This window comes from Pseudomonas mendocina (assembly GCF_003008615.1).
GTDB classification, from domain to species: domain Bacteria; phylum Pseudomonadota; class Gammaproteobacteria; order Pseudomonadales; family Pseudomonadaceae; genus Aquipseudomonas; species Aquipseudomonas mendocina_C.
The window spans coordinates 3189321-3208317 of record NZ_CP027657.1 but is presented as its reverse complement, the minus strand read 5'-3'; the positions used below and the strand labels follow the sequence as shown (position 1 = coordinate 3208317).

Annotated in this window: 13 protein-coding genes; 9 read left to right on the top strand and 4 right to left on the bottom strand. The window is 63.4% G+C overall.

Annotation, left to right across the window (positions count from 1 at the left end; genetic code table 11):
• Positions 1 to 3 precede the first annotated feature (3 nt).
• The 9 genes from C7A17_RS14975 (at position 4) to C7A17_RS14935 (ending at position 8935) form a co-directional block, all read left to right on the top strand.
• Entirely contained in the window at positions 4 to 597 is a 594-nt protein-coding gene (locus C7A17_RS14975; protein ID WP_106738757.1) for a TRAP transporter small permease subunit, read from the top strand.
• Positions 598 to 1878 carry a TRAP transporter large permease gene (locus C7A17_RS14970; RefSeq protein WP_106738756.1) on the top strand — a complete coding sequence of 427 codons (1281 nt, stop codon included), beginning with the start codon at positions 598 to 600 and terminating at the stop codon, positions 1876 to 1878. It begins immediately after the preceding gene.
• 562 nt (positions 1879 to 2440) lie between these two features.
• Positions 2441 to 2980, top strand: a complete 540-nt coding sequence (locus C7A17_RS14965) for a TRAP transporter small permease (protein WP_106738755.1) — start codon at positions 2441 to 2443, stop codon at positions 2978 to 2980.
• Positions 2980 to 4263, top strand: a complete 1284-nt coding sequence (locus C7A17_RS14960; protein ID WP_106738754.1) for a TRAP transporter large permease subunit — start codon at positions 2980 to 2982, stop codon at positions 4261 to 4263. The genes C7A17_RS14965 and C7A17_RS14960 overlap by 1 nt, the downstream gene beginning before the upstream one ends.
• Before the next feature lie 40 nt (positions 4264 to 4303).
• Positions 4304 to 5299 (top strand): TRAP transporter substrate-binding protein, encoded by a 996-nt coding sequence (locus C7A17_RS14955; RefSeq protein WP_106738753.1) that lies wholly within the window; start codon positions 4304 to 4306, stop codon positions 5297 to 5299.
• Positions 5300 to 5388: 89 nt separating this feature from the next.
• Complete coding sequence (locus C7A17_RS14950; RefSeq protein WP_106738752.1) at positions 5389 to 6192, top strand: carbon-nitrogen hydrolase family protein; 804 nt, start codon at positions 5389 to 5391, stop codon at positions 6190 to 6192.
• 10 nt (positions 6193 to 6202) lie between these two features.
• Complete coding sequence (locus C7A17_RS14945; RefSeq protein WP_106738751.1) at positions 6203 to 6991, top strand: HpcH/HpaI aldolase family protein; 789 nt, start codon at positions 6203 to 6205, stop codon at positions 6989 to 6991.
• Between the two features lie 197 nt (positions 6992 to 7188).
• Positions 7189 to 7638, top strand: a complete 450-nt coding sequence (locus tag C7A17_RS14940) for a DMT family transporter (protein WP_106738750.1) — start codon at positions 7189 to 7191, stop codon at positions 7636 to 7638.
• Positions 7639 to 7798: 160 nt separating this feature from the next.
• On the top strand, positions 7799 to 8935 hold the full coding sequence (locus tag C7A17_RS14935; protein ID WP_106742947.1) for a GGDEF domain-containing protein: 1137 nt from the start codon (positions 7799 to 7801) through the stop codon (positions 8933 to 8935).
• Here C7A17_RS14935 and C7A17_RS14930 read toward each other — a convergent pair.
• The 4 genes from C7A17_RS14930 to C7A17_RS14915 form a co-directional block, all read right to left on the bottom strand.
• Positions 8925 to 10856 carry a methyl-accepting chemotaxis protein gene (locus C7A17_RS14930; protein WP_106738749.1) on the bottom strand — a complete coding sequence of 644 codons (1932 nt, stop codon included), beginning with the start codon at positions 10854 to 10856 and terminating at the stop codon, positions 8925 to 8927. The genes C7A17_RS14935 and C7A17_RS14930 overlap by 11 nt on opposite strands.
• A 200-nt stretch (positions 10857 to 11056) precedes the next feature.
• Positions 11057 to 13381, bottom strand: a complete 2325-nt coding sequence (pbpC, locus tag C7A17_RS14925) for a peptidoglycan glycosyltransferase PbpC (protein WP_106742943.1) — start codon at positions 13379 to 13381, stop codon at positions 11057 to 11059.
• Positions 13382 to 13444: 63 nt separating this feature from the next.
• A complete protein-coding gene (locus tag C7A17_RS14920) occupies positions 13445 to 13969 on the bottom strand; it encodes an REP-associated tyrosine transposase (RefSeq protein WP_106738748.1) in 525 nt (174 codons plus the stop codon).
• Positions 13970 to 14057: 88 nt separating this feature from the next.
• Positions 14058 to 18956, bottom strand: coding sequence for an alpha-2-macroglobulin (locus C7A17_RS14915; RefSeq protein WP_106738747.1), 4899 nt, complete (start codon positions 18954 to 18956; stop codon positions 14058 to 14060).
• Between the last annotated feature and the right edge of the window lie 41 nt (positions 18957 to 18997).

Here is an 18997-nt window from a genome sequence, read left to right as displayed (position 1 = left end):
CCCATGCACAAGCAGTTAACGCCCATTCACCTGATCGCTCGCGCCAGCGCCTGGATCGGCGGTATCACCCTGCTGGCCTGCGCCTTTCTGATCAGCCTCGACCTGATCCTGCGCAAGCTGTTCGGCATCTCCATGGGGGGCGCCGACGAGATCGCCGGTTACGTGCTGGCCATCGTCAGCAGTTGGGCGTTCCCCATTGCCCTGCTCAAGCGCTCGCACATCCGCGTCGACATCCTCTACTCGCGCCTGCCGCTCAAGCCCAGGGTCGGCCTCGATCTGCTGGCCCTGCTCGGCATGGCGGTGTTCGTCGGCGCCCTACTCTGGCACAGCAGCCAGGTGCTGATGGATTCGATTCATTACCGCTCCGTATCCACCACGCCGCTGCAGGTACCGCTGTGGATACCACAGTCGCTGTGGTTCGCCGGCTACCTGTTCTTCGCCGTGACCATCGTGATGCTGGGCTGGAGCAGCCTGGCACAGATACGCCAGCAGCGTCTGGCGGCGGTCAATGCACTGATCGGCATCCACTCGGTGGAAGAGGAAATCCGTGAGGAAGTCCCTACCAGCCGTTTCGACACTGACAAAGGGGCGCGCTAGATGCTGCTCTTCACACTACTCGTACTCCTCGGCCTGCTCGCCGTCAGCGTGGCGGCAGCCGTCAGCGTCGGCCTGCTCGGCATATCGCTGGCCGAGTTCTACTCGACCCTGCCACTGACCAGCGCGCTCGGTGAAATCGCCTGGAGCACCAGTGCCGAGTTCCTCCTGGTGGCCATTCCGCTGTACATCCTGATGGGTGAACTGCTGGTCTGCTCCGGTGCGGCCGGGCGCATGTACGGTGCGGCGGACAAATGGCTGTCGTGGCTGCCGGGCGGCCTGATGAACTCCAACATCGGCGCCTCGGCGCTGTTCTCCGCCACCAGCGGCTCCAGCGTCGCCACCGCGGCGACCATCTCCACCCTGGCGCTGCCGGAACAGGAGCGCAAGGGCTACCCGGCGCCGCTGTTCCTCGGTTCCATCGCCGCCGGCGGCACTCTGGGCATTCTGATTCCACCGTCGATCAACATGATCCTGTTCGCCCTGATCGCCAACCTGTCAGTGCCCAAGCTGTACCTCGCGGCAACCATTCCCGGCATCCTGCTGTGCTTCATGTTCGTGGCGATGATCGTGCTGGCCTGCCTGATCCGCCCCGAACTGGGCGGCCATCGTCAGCGCGCCAGCTGGGCCGAGCGCCTGGCCTGCATACCGGATCTGCTACCACCGCTGGCGATTTTCGTACTGGTGGTCGGCGCCATCTACAGCGGCTTCGCCACTGCCAGTGAGTCCGCCGCGCTGGGCGTGCTCGCCGCCTTCGGACTGGGCCTGTGGCGCCGCGCCTTCACCTGGCAGACGCTGGGCCAGGCGTTCGAATCGACCATGCGTACCAGCGGCATGATCATCTTCATCACCCTGGCGGCGTTCTTCCTCAACTTCGTGCTGTCAGCCATCGGGCTGACCTCGTCGCTGGTCACCTTCGTCACCGACCTGCAGCTATCACCGATGGCCACGCTGCTGGCGATCATCCTCTTCTACATCGTGCTTGGCTGTTTCATGGACACCCTGGCAATGCTGATCACCACCGCACCACTGGTGGTGCCGGTGATCGTCGCACTGGGCTTCGACCCATTGTGGTTCGGCGTGATTCTGATCGTGCTCTGTGAAATGGGGCAGATAACGCCGCCCTTCGGCATGAACCTGTTCGTGGTACAGAGCATTCGTGGCAAAGGCAACTTCATGGATGTGGTGTACGGCGCACTGCCCTTCTGCTTCGCGCTCTTGCTACTTATCACTCTACTTATATGTTTCCCGCAATTGGCACTGTGGCTACCGCAGTTCGCCTGAGGCGCCAAAGACCACAAAAAATTTAAATAAAGCAACTATCACAAACAAAAAAAAACACGATCCAACGGAAATACTCGCTACCCCAGAATACCCCACCAAGAATTTCACCATGCAAAAGGACTTTTGCTCTCCCGTCACTCGGACACTATTCTGGGTGACGCCAAAACGCTGCCGCGAACATTCTACTGGCGCGGCATTGCGCCCTTGCGCACGCCTGCCTGAATCCCTCTCAAAGTCCTGCCAACACTGGCATCAGCGAACCTGAAAGCCAGGTTGGCTATTGCTGCGCACGCACAATAAACGTGCACACCCACTGCGCCCTCCGGCTTTTATCAGCCTAATAAAAACATTGAATCCGACTCTGCGTGACAGCATCGCGCATTCAGAAAAAAATCGTCACACCTCATACGACAACGTATGACCAATAAGAATAAAGGTGACACATGCCCAATGACGCCCACTCGGCCGAAGAGGCCCGATCACGAACTTTCACAAGTTCGCAAGACAACAAGAACGCAACTTCCTTATTTCTCTCGACTGCCTTTCCGCTGGAGAGAACACCGTGAAAACCATCCTCAACCTTTATTTCAGCACCTTGAAAGTACTGATCTGCAGCACCCTGGTCTGTATCACCGTGCTGATCTTTCTCAATGTGGTACTGCGCTACGGCTTCAACTCGGGCCTGTTCTTCAGTGAAGAAATCTCCCGCCTGGCGTTCGTCTGGCTGGTATTCGCTGGTGCACAGCTGATGCTGCATGAAAACGGCCATATCGGCGTCGACATGCTGACCAGCCGTGTGTCGCCCAAGGTCGCCAAGGGCATGCTGGTGCTCAGCCAGGTGCTGATGCTCTACGTCACCTGGCTGTTCCTACAGGGCAGCTGGAAGCAGACGCTGATCAACCTGCATGTCGGGGCACCGTCGACCGGCGTGTCCATGGCGCTGTTCTACGGTGCCGGGCTGGTGTTCTCGGTATTCAGCTTCGGCCTGATCACCGCGCAATTGCTGAACAGCCTGCGCAAGCCGGCCGGCACCTATACCCAGCAGATCAGTGACAGCCCAGCACCGCTGGCTCCTACTCAAGAAACCGGGGTACTCAAGTAATGGCCCTCACCGTCTTCGTTGGCGTGCTGATGGCCGCCATCCTCATCGGCACCCCCATCGCCTATGCGCTGATCCTCTGCGGCGTGGCGCTGATGTGGCTGCTGGGCCTGTTCGATGGGCAGATCATCGCGCAGAACATCATCAACTCCGCAGGCAGCTTCCCGTTGCTGGCGATCCCGCTGTTCATCATCGCAGGCGAAGTGATGAACAACGGCGGACTGTCCAAACGCATCATCAACCTGGCCATCGCCATGGTCGGCCACCTGCGTGGCGGCCTGGGCTACGTGGCGATCTTCGCCGGCGTGCTGCTGTCGAGCCTGTCCGGCTCGGCGCTGGCTGACGCCGCCTCACTGACCGCCCTGCTGCTACCGATGATGGTCATCGCCGGCTACAACAAGAACCGCTCCGGTGGCCTGATCGCCTCGGTCTCGGTGCTGGGCTCGATCATTCCGCCGAGCATCGGCTTCGTGGTGCTCGGCGTGGCCTCCGGCCTGTCGATCACCAAGCTGTTTCTCGCCGGCATCGCCCCGGGTCTGATGATCGCCGTGGCGCTGTGCGTGGCCTGGTGGCTGGTCTCACGTCGCGATACCGATGTCGAGCTGAGCCCGAAGGCCTCCGGCAAGGCGCGCCTGAAAGCCTTCGTCGACAGCATCTGGGCATTGATGCTGCCGGTGATCATCGTCGTCGGCCTGCGCTTCGGCGTAGTGACCCCGACCGAAGCCGGGGCCGTGGCCAGCGTCTACGCGCTGCTGGTCTCGACCCTGATCTACCGCGAGCTGGATTTGAAGAAGCTCAACGAGGTGCTGCTCAACGCCGGCAAGACCACCGCCGCGGTGATGTTTCTCGTGGCTGCTGCCTCGATCCCGGCCTGGATGATCACCATCGCCGATATTCCCGGGCAGATCATCGACCTGATCCAGCCGGTGATGGACAACCCGAAGCTGCTGATCCTGGTGCTGATGCTGCTGATCCTGGCGATCTCCATGGTCATGGATCTGACCCCGACCGTGCTGCTGCTCGCGCCGATCCTGGTGCCCGTGGTCACCGCCGCCGACATCGATCCGATCTATTTCGGCGTGCTGTTCATGATCAATTGCTCGATCGGCCTGATCACCCCGCCTGTGGGCACCGTACTCAACGTGGTCTGCGGCATCGGGCGAATGCGCTACGAAGCGCTGCTCAAGGGCACGTTCCCGTTCCTGATCGCCGAAATCATCGTGCTGTTCCTGCTGGTGGCCTTCCCCGAACTGGTCACCGTCCCGGCGCAATGGTTCGCCAAATAACGCTCACCGAATAACAACAGCCAACAAGAAGGGCTCCACCATGAAAAAGCAACTGACGCTCCTCGCTACCCTGCTGCTGGCCAGCAGCATGACCTTCGCCGCCGAGTACAACGCGCGCACCATCAAGTTCGCCGCCACCAGCCCCAAGGGCACACCGCCCGCCATCGGCATGGAGCTGTTCGCCGAGAAGGTTGCCGAACGCAGCGGCGGCAAGATCAAGGTACGCACCTTCCCCAACGGCGTGCTCGGCGGTGATGTGCAGGTGCTCTCTTCACTGCAGGGCGGCGTGGTCGAGATGATGACCTGGAACGCCGGCCTGATGCTCAACCACATCACCGACTTCGGCATCCTCGACTTCCCGTTCCTCTACACCGACACCGCCAAGGTCGACGCCATGCTCGACGGCGAAGTCGGCAAGATGCTCACCGACCAACTGCCGCAACACGACCTGGTCGGCCTGGCGTTCTGGGAGCTGGGGGTACGCAATCTGACCAACAACAAACGCCCGGTAGAGAAGATGGAAGACATCGCCGGGCTCAAGGTTCGGGCGCAGCAGTCGCCGTTGTTCCTCGATGTCTGGTCGGCCCTTGGTGCCAACCCGACCCCACTGCCCTTCACCGAGGTGCATACCGCCCTGGAGACCGGCACTGTCGACGGCCAGGAAAACCCGGCTGCGCTGATCCTCGCCTCCAAGTTCAACGAAGTGCAGAAGTACCTGAGCCTGACCCACCACAACTACAACCCGCAGATCGTGCTGATCGGCAAGGGCTTCTGGGACAAGCTCAACGACGACGAGAAGAAGCTGCTGACCGACGTCGCCATGGAAGTGCGCCTGGAGCAACGCCGTATCTCCCGCGAAGCCGACAGCAAGGCCATCGCCGAACTGGAAGCCTCGGGCATGAAGGTCAACTCGCTGCCTGACGCAGAAATCGCGCGCATCCAGGAAAAGATCAAGCCGGTAGTGGACAAGTACGCAGCCCAGATCAACCCAGAGCTGGTGAAGAAAGTCTACGAGGCGATGGACGTACAACAGTAATGAGTCAGCCGGGGCTCATTACGAGCGCCTGGCTGAACGTATAACGGTGCGCCCCGTCGGGCGCACGACGCCAGTGAATGAGGAACACCATGAAGATTTCGGTTGCGCAGATCCATCCCGTAGCGGGCAACCCTCTTGAAACCATCGCCAAGGTCGCCGAGGTATCGCGCCAGGCCGCCTCCGAAGGTTCGCGTCTGATCGCCTTCCCCGAATGCCTGCTGACCGGCGGCTCGTTCAATAGCCGCGAAGATCTGGAACAGGGCGCCATCGAACTCGACGCCCTGGCACCACTGCTGGCGGTGAGCGCGCAGACCGGTGCTTACATCGTTGTCGGCTTCTATGAACGCAACCCGGAAACCGTGTTCAACACCGCCGCACTGATTGGCCCGCAGGGTATCGTCGGCCTGCACCGCAAGCGCCACCTGCCGTTCATGATCGGCGACCGCTTCACCGACACCCCGGACGACTGGACGCCACCGGTGTTCGACACCGACATCGGCCGTATCGGCCTGGCCATCTGCTACGAAATCCGCTTCCCGGAAGTGGTACGCACCCTGGCCCTGGAAGGTGCCGACATCGTCGTGCTGCCAGCCGCCTGGCCAGAGCAGGCGCGCATGCTGCCGGATCTGTTCAGCACCGTACGCGCGGCCGAGAACATCGTTTATTTCGTCGCACCTAATCGCAACGATCTGGACGACGGCATGCAGTTCATCGGCATGAGCCACATCATCGAACCCTCCGGCAAGACCCTGGTGCGCGCCGGCCTGGAAGACGGCGTGTACAGCGCCGAGATCGACCTGGAGAAGGCCCGCAACAAGTCGCTGATCCGCGAGCCCGGTGTGTTCGAGATCCACCCGTTCAAGGATCGTCTGCCCGATACCTACCGCATCTGAGGTGACCGCGATGAGCAGCACTCTGAAACAGCTGATGGCACGCGGCAGCACCTTCGGCATGAACATCTACAGCACCGCTTCGATGCCCATCGAAGTGGCCGGCAACTGGGGCCTGGACTTCGTCTTCATCGATGCAGAGCACACCTCGCTCGGCGTCGACCGCGACATGGAGAAACTGATCCTGGCGGCCAAATGCGCGAATATCCACAGCCTGGTACGGGTGCGCGGCACCCTCGACTGGGACATCCGCAAGGCCCTGGAAATGGGTGCCAGCGGCGTGATCATCCCGCAGGTGCACAACGCCGAGCAGATGCGCAGCATCATCCGCAGCAGCAAGTTTCCGCCCATGGGCCGCCGTGGCGGCGACAGCTCGGTACGTTCGGCGAACTACGCCGGGCCGAACTTCGACTGGGGTCGCTATACCCTGGCGGAGAACGAGCGCACGGTGATCGTGCCGATGGCCGAGAGCTACGAGTTCTTCGACAACATCGATGCAATTCTCGATGTCGAGGGCATCGACGCCGTGCACTTCGGCCCGGCCGACTACTCACTGTCACGCCAACTACCGGTGGACTACCGCCTGGGCAACCCCGAGGTGCATGAGCGCCTGGCGCTGCTGATCGCGAAATGTCACGCCCGCAACATCCAGGTGATGGTGCCGTGCTTCCCGGCTGACGGTGAAACCGCCAAACGCCTGTTCGAAATGGGCTGCGACATGCTGCTGATGGGCAGCGACCTGTCCTGGCTGAATCTGGCCGGACAGCGTATCGCCGCGATCCGTCAGGATTTCGGACAGTAGACCCCCGCCTGTAAGCGCCACGGAGTTTTAGGTTCAGCTCTGGCAGCGCGACTTGCAGGAGGGCGGTTCGCACGGAGGCCGAACCATAGAATCTGGCGGGGCAAGGATGCCCTGCGTTTTGCCCTCTCCCTCCGCAAAGAGGACAATCGCGAGGCTGCTACCCTCCTCCCACGATTTTCCATCTCCGGAGTCCCCCCATGAATCAAGTCAGCGGCTGGCTGCTGGCCCTGCCCTTTCTGGCCGGCGCGGTACTGCCTCTGCAGGCCGGTATCAACGGCCAACTCGCCCGTCACCTGTCCAGCGTCTTCGCCGCCGCGCTGATCTCGTTCGCAGTGGGCAGCCTGGCGCTGCTGCTGATGACCCTGAGCCAACGCGAGATGCCCGGCCTCGGCGCGCTCAAGGAACTGACTTGGTGGCACTGGAGCGGCGGTCTGCTCGGCGCCTTCTTCATCGCCACCGCCGCCTTCGCCGGACCGCGAGTCGGTGCGCTGCTGTTCATGGTGCTGGTGATCACCGGACAACTGGCCATGGCCATTACCCTCGATCACTTCGGCTGGGCCGGCTTTCGCGAATCTCCCGTCACCGTCGGCAAGGTGGCCGGGCTGGCGTTGATCGTCGCAGGTATCTGGCTGATCCGTCGCGGCTGACCAACGGCTGGTAAATGCTGGCAAAGCGATAGCTCAAGCAACAGCAAAGGCGTTATGCTCACTCCTGCAACCTTTGTGATCACAAAAGTTCCCGGGAGAAGGTCTTGACGTCGCCAACGACGGCCCGGAGATGGCCGTCAGCGATGGCAGGCCACACGACATGACCGACGCCGAAGTACCGCGCCAGCCCACTACCTTCGCCCTGTGGCGCGAGGTGGACGACACCCGTATCCGCACACGCCTGGGCGGCTTTTTCTACTTGCTCGCCTGGCTGCTTGCCTGGGGCTTCAGTGCCTCGCCGAGTCAAAGCCTCGGTAGCGGCCTGTTCGGTACGATCCTGTTCGCAGCACTGCTCGCCGCGCGTCTGTTACACCGTCCCGACGGACTCGACACACCTCAGCAATTGCAGCGCTGGCTTAACCGTCACTGGGGTCTGATCCTGCTGACGGCACTGTGCTGGGGCCAAGCCCATGCCCTGGCGCTGTACCGCGACGAATACAACGATTCGGAGCTGATCACCACCCTGGCCACCGTGGCTTTCGGTACGGCGATGACCTTCAACTTCGCCATGCGCCGCCAGCGTGCGCTGCTGGCGCTGGCACTGCTCTATCTGCCGGGGCTGGCAGTGATGGCCATGAGCTGGGAGAGTCGACATGCCATGCTGGTCACCCTGACCTTCTATCTGGGCTATCTGGTGCTGGTGCTCGGCCGCAACCACCGCGAATACCACACCACGCTGGCGCTGGAGCTGAAGCTGCTGGAGCAGCAGCAGCAACTCGATCTGCTCAGCCGTACCGACAGCCTGACCCAGTTGGGCAACCGCTATCAGTTCAACAACCTGTTTCCCAGTCTGGTGGCCAATGCGCAGCGCCAGGGCGAATCGTTGTCCCTGGTACTGCTGGATATCGATTTTTTCAAGAAGATCAATGACGAACACGGCCATGCTGGCGGCGATGCCTGCCTGAGCGCCTTCGCCGAACTGATGCGGCGGATATTTCGCCGGGAGGGCGATGCCTTGCTGCGCCTGGGTGGCGAGGAGTTCGGTGTGCTACTGCCTGGCACCACACAGGCCCAAGCCTGGGATCTGGCGGAGCGCTTTCGTCAGGAGCTGGAGGAAGGAGGCCTGTTACTGGCCGGTCAACGCCTGGAACTGACCACCAGCCTGGGTATCGGCAGCTTCGACAGCCGTCACGACAGCGACGCCGACGCTTTCTTCAAGCGCGTCGACAGCGCGTTGTATCGCGCCAAGCGCGAAGGCCGCAACCGCCTGGTCGCGGCCGATCCGGTCAAAGTCTGAACTTGCCCATCTGCCCCGCCAGGTCATCGGCCAGGCGGCTGAGGGTCTGGCAATCCTCACGACAGGCGCGCACCTCGCCAGCCGTGGCGTGAGCCAGGTCGGCGATACCCTGTACATTGCGGTTGATCTCCTCGGTCACCGAACTCTGCTCTTCGGTCGCAGCAGCCACCTGGGTGTTCATGTCGCTGATGCGCTCGACCTGCTCGGTGATCGCCCCAAGCGACTGCCCCGTGCGCTGGCTGGACTCGACGCCCGTGCTGGTCGCCGACTGACCGGCGTGCATGGAGCTGACCGCAGTTTCCGCGCCCTGCTTGAGACGCAGGATCATCTGCTGAATTTCGTCGGTGGACGCCTGGGTGCGACTGGCCAGCGTACGCACCTCATCGGCCACCACGGCGAAGCCTCGGCCCATCTCACCGGCACGTGCCGCCTCGATGGCCGCATTGAGTGCGAGCAGGTTGGTCTGCTCGGAGATACCGCGAATCACCGCCAGCACCTGGTCGATGGAGGCCACCTGCGCGGCCAACTCGCTCACCGCTCCGGCAGCACTGCCGATATCGGCGGACATCCGTTCGATATGGGCAATGGACTGGCCGACCACCTGGCGTGCGGTCTGCGCTTCATCACGCGCCGCGTGCGAGGACTGCGCGGCGGTGCTGGCATTACGTGCGATTTCCTGAACCGTCAGGCCCATTTCGTGCACGGCCGTGGCCACCATGTCGGTCATTTCCCGCTGCTGGCTGGCGCGCCCGGCGGTGTTCTCCACCACCCGCGCCACCTGGCCGACCGCCGTGCGCAGGCGCTCGCTGGTCGCCAGCACCTCGCCGATCAGCTCACGCTGGCCGCCGAGAAAGCGGTTGAAGCCACGCGCCAGGTCGCCCAGCTCATCGGCGCGCGACTCATCCAGGCGCCGCGTCAGGTCGCCACCGCCACCACCGATTTCCACCAACGCCTGAGTCACCTGACGGATAGGCCGCACCAGGCCCCGTGCCAGCAACACGACCAGACCGAGGAACAACAACGCCACGGCGACGCCGATCAGGCTGGTCATCAGCAGCGCCTGACGCGCTTCGGCGTAGACCTCTGCCTCCGGTACTTCACTGACCAGCAGCCAGTCGATGCTGGCGAACTTCTGTGCCACGGCGAGGAAGGTCTCGCCATCGCGCTCGAAGCGCACCGCGCGGCTATCGCCAGCCAGCACCTGGCGGCTGGCATCGGCACCGAACAAGTCGGAGAGCTGGCCGCTGCCACTGAGTTCGGAACGCGGGTGTACCTTGACGTTGCCCTGAGCGTCGACCAGAAACACCTGGCCGCGCTCACCGAAGCGGAACTCGCTGATCATCTTCGACATGTCCGCCAGGTTGTAGCCAAGGCCAGCCACGCCGAGGGTCTTGCCGCCCTGCTTGATGCGCTGGTTGATGAACAGCGTAGGCAGGCGGGTGGTCTTGTCGATATCGATTTCCAGCACACGGTCGCGGCTGCTGTCGACCAGGCGATAGAACCACTGGTTCTCCGCCTGACTGCGATCGAGGGTGCGCATCAGCCCCTCGCCGGTGGTGTAGTGGCCGCTGGCAAGGGCGACGATGGAAGTGGTCATGGCGTTCTGCTGAGCGCGCACACCTTCGAGGTAGCGGGCGAATTCATCGCGTCGTGCGGCGTCTTCGCCTGCGGCGAGCCAGTCCTGCACCAGGCTGTTCTCGGCAATCGAGGCATTGGCGGTGATCGGCGCGGTCAGCACCCGCTCCAGATCGTTGCGGATAGCCAGCACGCGCGCCGGTAATGCCTCTTCGATCAGGTAGCGCTCGGTCAGGCGGTCGACTACCGCAGAGTAGATGCCAACGACGATCAGAATGCTGGCAAGCAGGGCCGCGCCCATGCTGAGGATCAACTGCCACTGAATACTGCGTTGCCAGAGGCGCATAGAGGCTTCTCCTGGTGGTGGTATGGAGTTCGGCCAGGCAATTGGATACAATAATGTACACAAATTGCAATTGATTACCGCCAGATTTCATATCGGCGGTTCACGGCCAAGCTTTATCCACACCAAGCAGGAGTGTCACAGGCCTCTAGCAACCCGCAGAGCAGAGCGGCGGCCACCGCAGGCGCCGCGCCGGGAGTGGCTCATTGCAGGACGCTGAATTCCAGACGGGCGGTTTGCCCCCCTTCATCGAGCACGCTCAACTGGTGGCGGCCGCTGTCGAAAGCGTAGCTGAACGGCGCATCCACATCACTATCACCAATCGGCCGGCCATCGAGGAACCACCAGCGCTGGCCGCTGCCGCCCAACGTCGACAGACTCAGACGCAGCGGTTCGGCATTGCCCTGAGGCCGACGCAGGCGATCGCCCTGGCGCACTCCGACAATGGACAACGGCGCCGTCTGCGCCTGCATCATCGGCGGGCATTGCGCGTCGGCGGCAGGCAAGCGTGCGCTACGCCGTTCACGCCTTGGCAACCAGGGTTCCAAAGGGGCCGGCCACAACGCCAACTCTCGGGCTTCGGCGCCTGCGCAGTTGGGCGCCACCCGCAAGCCTGCGGCATTGACCCAATAACGCTCGCGCAAGCCACTGCCCAACGGTTGATCCACAGCCAGCAAGGTCGGCGGTGTAGTGCCCTCCAGCGTCCAGGCGAAACGCTGGCGACGGCAATTGGGGTCAGTGCGCTCCATCTGCTGCCCCAGCGGCCAGCAGATCGCCGCCACGCCCACTTCCGCAGGCTGTGGGTCTTCAGGTGCGGCCACACCGCGCTGGCTGTCGCGCCCTACCAGCAAGTCATGCACCTGCAACAGCAGAGGCGCCGCAGAAGCCAGACCGAATTGGCCGGGCACCGGCGTACCGTCCGGCCGGCCGATCCAGATACCGATCAGGTGACGCGGGCCGACACCGATGGCCCAGGCATCGCGAAAGCCATAGCTGGTGCCGGTTTTCCAGGCCAGGCTCGGCCGCTGCGTCAACTGCGCACGCGAGTCACGATCCGGCCGCGCCTGACCACTGAGGATGCGCCGGATGATCCACGCCGATCCCGGCGACAGCAGGCGCCGTTCGCGCAGCTCATCGGTCGGCTGCAATCGCGGTCGTGCCGCCAGCCCACCGCGGGCGAAGGCACTATAACCGCCGACCAACGACTCCAGCCGGGTGCCGCCGCCCCCCAGAATCATCGCCAGATTGGGCTCGGCCAACGCCGGCAGGCGGATCGGCAGACCCGCGCTGCGCAACTCACCGGCAAAACGCTTCGGCCCGTAGGCTTCGAGCAATTGCACGGCCGGCAGGTTGAGCGAAGTGGCCAGCGCTTCGCTGGCCGACACCGGGCCGATGAATCCGGCAGAGAAGTTACCAGGACGATAATCGCCGTAATGGCGTGGCACGTCCTGCAGCAGCGACTCGGAATGGATCAGCCCGGCATCCAGCGCCATGCCATAGAGGAACGGCTTGAGCGTCGAGCCCGGCGAGCGCAGGGCACGCACCATGTCGACGTGACCGAAGCGTGCGGTATCGCTGATATCCACCGACCCCAGGTATGCGCGCACCGCCATGCTCTCGTGTTCGACCACCAGGATCGCGGCAGACGTCCGCTCGGGCAAGCGTGCACGCCAGCCCATCAGCAGGTCTTCCAGGCGCAACTGCAGACTGGCATCGAGCGTGGTGCGGATCAGCGGTGGACTGCCGGCGCGATTCAACCGCCGCGCCAGCAGCGGCGCCAGGCTCGGCTCGCGGCGTGGGGCGAGGAATACCGGCTCCTCCAGCGCTTCATCCACCTGCTCCTGCGGCCACACCTGAAACTCGGCCAGACGCCGTAGCACCTTGTCACGCGCCATCTGTGCACGCTGCGGGTGGCGATCCGGCCGCAGTCGACTAGGGGCCTGTGGCAACACGGCAAGCAGCGCGGCTTCAGCACGGGTGAGCTGGCTAGGCGGCTTGCCCAGGTAGCTCCAGCTGGCGGCGGCCACGCCTTGCAGGGTGCCGCCGAAGGGCGCGCGATTGAGATAGAGAGCGAGGATTTCGTCCTTGGACAGGTGCCACTCCAGTTGCGCGGTACGCCACAGCTGCTTGAGCTTGCCCGGCAGGTCGCGGCCATGCGGATCGAGCAGGCGCGCTACCTGCATCGACAGCGTGCTGCCACCGGAAACCACGCGCCCGCCCGTAAGGTTCTGCCAGGCGGCGCGCCCCAGTGCCAGCGGATTCACCCCCGGATGCTGGCGGAACCAACGATCCTCATAGGTCAGCAACGCCTCGAGGTAATAGGGCGAAACTTCGTCCGTCGTCACCGGATAACGCCAAACACCATCGCGGTCGGCGAACCGCCACAACGGCGTGCCATCCTCGGCCAACACCACCCGGGCCAGATCGTCCTCGGGCAGCGGCAGCGGGAAAAGTTGGTCGGCGAGCCAGAGCAGGGCTAGCGGGGTTAGAAGGATGAGGAGCCAGCGGCGCAGGCGTTTGGATAGCATGATCAACGCACGTACATCCAGGCGAGGCGGCTTTTGTAGCCCGGATGCAATCCGGGGCTTTGCTCACTCCCCTGCACAGGCGATCTCCACATCGCCAGCCCAGTGGATGGGTAGCAAGCCCTGGCGGACGTAGTGATGAAAGCTGGAGAACGGCCAATCCCGAACGCGAGCGACAAGCCCGTGTTTGACTGGATTGATATGGATGTAATCCACATGGTTGCGGTAATCCTGCTCGTCACGAATCAGATGCTCCCAGAAACGTCGCTGCCAGATATTTGCTTCGCCCCTGGCATTGGTCTGAATCCTGATTCCGGCCTGTTGGCGTAACGCGGTCACGAATGCAATTTTGAACTGGCGAACACGCGCAGAAAAATCGACGTCATCAGGCGGCAGTACCATCAGCAGGTGCAGATGATCCGGAAGTACGACCAGAGCAGGCAGACGAAACGGCCTTTGCGCTTGCACTGTTCGCAAGCACTGGCGCAACAGCGTTCCGTGGCTGATCAGTAGATCGCTGCACCTGTCTTGCAACGTAAGCGTCAGGAAGTAACAACCACCGGCCACTTGAGCTCTTCGATAGGCGACCATGACCGAGCCTCCGTGCTCGTGGAACAAAGCCCCCGGATTGCATCCGGGCTACGGGACTGTGTAGCCCGGATGCAATCCGGGGCAAGCTTTACCGCTCCCTCACCACCAACGACGACGGCGTCTCACCCAGCGCCTGCCAGTTCGGCCGATACATCGACTCCACATGAGGTGGCGGTACGCGGTAGCTACCAGGCGTTACCGCACGGGCCAGGTACAGCAGATGGGTGGTCTCGTAGCCCTCCACATCCACAGCTGCCACGTAGCGGTCGCCACGGTATTCCTGATGCTTGATCCGCGCGTTCTGCATGGCACGGCGCCATTCCTTGACGTTGCTGCCCGCGTCGTCGAGGCTCGCCGCGCTCTGTGCCAGGTTCTGGTTCTCCAGCTCCAGACCGGCCGGCAGCAAGTCCACCACCAGCGCATCCGGCACACGCTGCTTGGCGCGTATGGCCAGGTGCACCAGCACCAGCTCGCCACTGTCCAGGCGCTGCAGGTCGAGCGGACGGCCATCCATGCCTAGGTATTCGCGCTCGATGCTGAGGTTTTCGCCCCCGGCACGCGGTGCCTGGCTCGGATAACCGGATAGGGTCAGTTGCTGATACAGGGTGGCGCTGCCGGCATTGCCCACACTCAGCGGCTCGGCCAGCTCGGCGCGCTCCAGCTTGATACCCGGTTGCTGGTTGCTCAGTTCGAACTGGAAGGCTCCACTGGCCAGTTTGGCGCTCCACGCCTGCTCGGGCTTGCTCAGAATGCCACGCCCGGCGAGGAACAGCGCGTTGCGCTCCTGCGTCGACAACCAGCGCTGGCCAGCCAGTTCGTCGGCCAGGTTGAACAGACGCTGCTCACGCTGCCCGGCTGCCAGGTCGTGCTCTTCCAGCAGCGCCAGGATCAGCGCCTGATCACGCAAAGAACTACCGTAATCAGCCATCCAGCGCTCGTCGTTACGCGGCAGAATCAGCCCTTGGTTCAGCGCCTGCTCGGCACGCGGCGCATCGCCCATGAGTTTCAGCGCAGCCGCTAGTTGCACCAGCGGCAGACCGGAACGGGCATCGGCACGGCGGTCGAACAGGCTGCGCAGCGCGCCCAGCGGCGCCTGCTGGCTGCGTGCCAGAACGTAGCCGGCATAGGCCTGCACGGCGAAGCGGGTATGGGCGTAGTCCTGGCTGTAGTTGGCCTCGATCAGGCTGCTCTGCTGCAGGTAGCGCAGCAGGCGGTCGTTGGCTTTCTTCAGCGCCTCGGCCGGCACGCCGAAGCCCTGTTCGCGAGCGCGCAGGAGGAAGTCAGTGACATAGGCGGTCAGCCAGTATTCCTCTTCGCTCTCAGCGCTCCACAGGCCGAAACCACCGTTGTGGCGCTGCATGCCGAGCAAACGCTCGACACCCAACTCGATGCTGCGCCGCCGCTGCTCGTCCGGCTCGCCTTCCAGGCCGAGGCGTTTGAGGCTGGCAGCATCGGCGTAGAGCGATGGATACAGACCACTGGTGGTCTGTTCCAGGCAACCGTAGGGATAAGCCTTGAGTGCGCGAATCTGCTCGCCGAGGTTGAGCGGTGGACGGCTGGACAGCGCCAGCACGGCCTCCAAACCAGCGGGTTCGAACTGATTCAGGGTGCCTGGCGGCATGCTCCACGGCTCACCATCGTTGAGTACCGCACGGAAGTGCTGCAGTTGCGCCGGATAGGCCGGGCGTACACCCAGCGTCCATTCGCGACTGAAATCGCCGATTTCTTCGTTCGGCAAGGCCAGGCCCTGCACCTCGACATGGATACGTCCCTGACCCAGACCGCCCTCGGCCCGTACCGGAATGCGCAGGGTGGTGCGCTCACCATCCTTGAGGTTGATCGGTGAGTCGCCCTTGCCGAGCAGGCGCAACTGACCCTCGAAGCCCAGTTGCACGTCCAGCTTCTGCTCGCTGCCGGACAGGTTGGTCAGATCCAGTGCCAGAGTGGTTTCGTCGCCGCCGGCGAGGAAGCGCGGCATCGACAGTTCGGCGATCAGCGGAGCTGCCACTACGGTCTTGGCCTCGGCCACACCGAAGCGCTCGTCGCTCCAGGCCTGCGCCATCAGGCGCAACTCGCCATTGAAATCGGGGATATCCAGGCTGACTTCGCCCTCACCCTTGTCGTCGAGCTTCAGCGCATCACTTTGCAATGCGACGATCAGCACGCTGGTATCCGGACGCTTGCCACCGGCCGCCAGGCCGGCGTCACCACCGAAGGCCAGGCTGGCGACACGCCCCTGTGCCTCGATCAGCTGGCCATAGATGTCCAGTTGATCCGCGCCATAGCCCTTGCGCCCGAAGAAGTTGGCGAACGGATCGGGCGTGGCATAGCTGGTGATGTTGAGAATGCCCACGTCGACCGCAGCGACCAGCACGCGCACCTGCTCGGGGATGCTGCCATCGGCATTGCGCGCACTGACCTTGACCTTCAGCGGCTGCTTCGGCCGCATCTTCTCCGGCGCGTCCAGGCTCACTTGCAGTTTGCGCGGCGCGCGCTCCAGTGGCAGATGCAGCAGGCCGACAGCACGCTTGGGCGTGACCTGCGCCTTGCGCTCGCCAGGACGAATCACCAGGGCACTGAGATAGAGGTCGTGACGCGCCCATTTCTCGTCGATGGGCAGCTCGAAGGTCTTGCCTTCGGCCGGCACGCTGATTTCCTGCCACCACAGAGGGCCGTCGCTGGATTCGACCAGCAGGTAGCCGTTGCCGGCAGCCGGCGGGGTGACGGTGATCTTGGCTACATCACCCGCCGCATAGGCGGGCTTGTCCAATGCCAGCTTGACCTGATCGGGACGCACGGCGCCGCCATCGGCGTTGTCCTGCCAGCGATAGCCGGCCCAGAAACGCAAGCTGCTGACCAGGCCAGTCTGGCCGTCGACCACCTCGACCCGATACGGGCCCCACTCCACCGGGAAACTGACCTTGGCAGTGCCGCCGGCAGCGACCTTCAGCGGCTCGTCACTGAGGGTGAGGAATTTCTCGTTGTAGTTGTGGCGCCAGCCTTCACCGTCGGAGAAGGTCCAGAAGTAGTCGCGGCGCTCGCGCACCAGACGCACGTTGAGGTTATCGGCAGCCAGTTTGTTGCCGGCGGCGTCGGCCACTAGGATTTCGAATTCGGCCAGGCTGTCGGCATCGACCTCCTCGCCCTCGAACAGACCTCGTACACCTGGCAGGCGCTCGGCCGGCCAGACTGGCTGAACGATACGGCGGGTGATCGGCCGACCACCGGACTCCTGCAGGCTGGCCTGGAGGATCAGGCGAAGCGGCGAGCGGGCGTCGCTCCAGCGGTTTTCCGGGCTGAGCACGGCGCGGCCCTGATCGTCGAGGTTCTGCTCGTCGAGTTCCTGATCCTGGCTCAGATCGGCTTCGGTGATATCACCGAACTGATACCCCGGCAGGCTCGCCACCGCTTCGCGTAGCGGACGCACGTAGAGCTGCCCGGACAGACGGTTGCCAGCGGCCGGCGCACCATAGAGGTAGCGTCCGTTGATGCTGAACTGTGGGTTGTCGCTAGGGGCGTAAGGCTGATCCTGGCCCTTGATCTCCAGCGCCAGGCGCTCGGGCAGGAAGTCCTCGACGAGGAATTCATAAACTTGCGGGCTGCCATCGCCGAGGTCGAGCAGCAATTGCCAGCGCCCCGTCGGCGCTTCTTCGGCCAGTTGCAGCTGGTACTGATAGAGACCGTCGTCATCGGCGTTCCAGACGAACTTGCGGCTGACCTGCTCGTCCGGACGACGCACTTCAACGCTGACTGGCTGAGCCTTGACCGGCTTGCCATCGGCATCGCGCAGCAGGCCGTTGAGCAACACGGTCTCGCCAGGGCGATACAGGTCACGCGGACCGAACACGAAGAACTGCAGCGCATGCGCCTTCGGCCCGGTGATATCGAATTCGGCCAGATCCAGCCCCGGCGCGTTCAAGCGCAGCAAGCTGGTCTGTTCATCCTGTTTGGCCAGCAGCACCTGGGCCTTTTCCGGCAGCGGCAGTTGCGCATGGCCATCAGAATCGGTCTTGCCTTCGGCCAGCAACGCGCCGTCGCCGTCGAGCAATTCCAGCTGCACGCCGGACTGCGCCTTGCCGCCTTCCAAGGCCTGGGTGAAGACGTCGAGGCGATCACGGTAGCGGTGTGCGGACAGACCGATATCGCTCAGGGAAAACAGCGTCGCCGGCTGCGAATAACCGTAGCTGCCGGCCTCACGCATCACGGCCAGATACACGCCCGGCTGCTTGAATGGCTCCAGACCAGCGATGGGCAGCAGCAGGGTTTCACGGGTGTTGCGCGCCGGGTTGAGATCGAAGCGACCGCCATAGACCAGATCGGCCATCGGCAGCAGCTCGCGAGATTCCCAGGTATCGAGGTTGCTGGCACGCCCCCAGCGGGACAGGAAACCTGGCAGCGCCTCGGGCTTGATGCGGAAGAACTCGACATTGACCTTGTCGACGTTCAGCGCGATCACCGGCAGGCCTTCGGCCAGGCGAGTCGGCAGCAGCGAGCCGCGGCTGGCGAAGCCAACACTGGCCAGGAGATCGCGGGTTTCGAAACGGGTGACATGCTCGGCAGCCAGCTTGCCGCCATTGATCGACTTCAAGCCGGCATCGATGGTCAGCACCAGCTTGCGCTGCGGTTCCAGATGACGCAGGCGCAGTTCACTGAGGTTGTCGGTCAGCTCCCAGGCGCCATCGACCTTGCCGTCCTTGCTGTCGACCAGGTGCAGGCGCTCGGCGAAACGCTGGTCGGGATCCAGCGGAATGGAGAAGGTCACAGACAGTGCACTGGCACCATCGAGCTGCACTTCGGATACATCCACGACTTCCAGCTCGCGGCCGGCATAGCGTTTGGCCAAAGCATCGCGGTCGACCGCAGGCTTGGCTGCCTGTTGCTGTTGCGCAGCAGGCTGGGCACTGGTCACCGTGGCAGGCGGTTGGGAAGAATCACAGGCACTGAGCAGGGTCAGTACCAAGGCCAGAAGCAGTCCTTTGTTCGGCATTGCGGGCTCCGGAGAGTAGGGGCGCGAAGGCCGATACTATA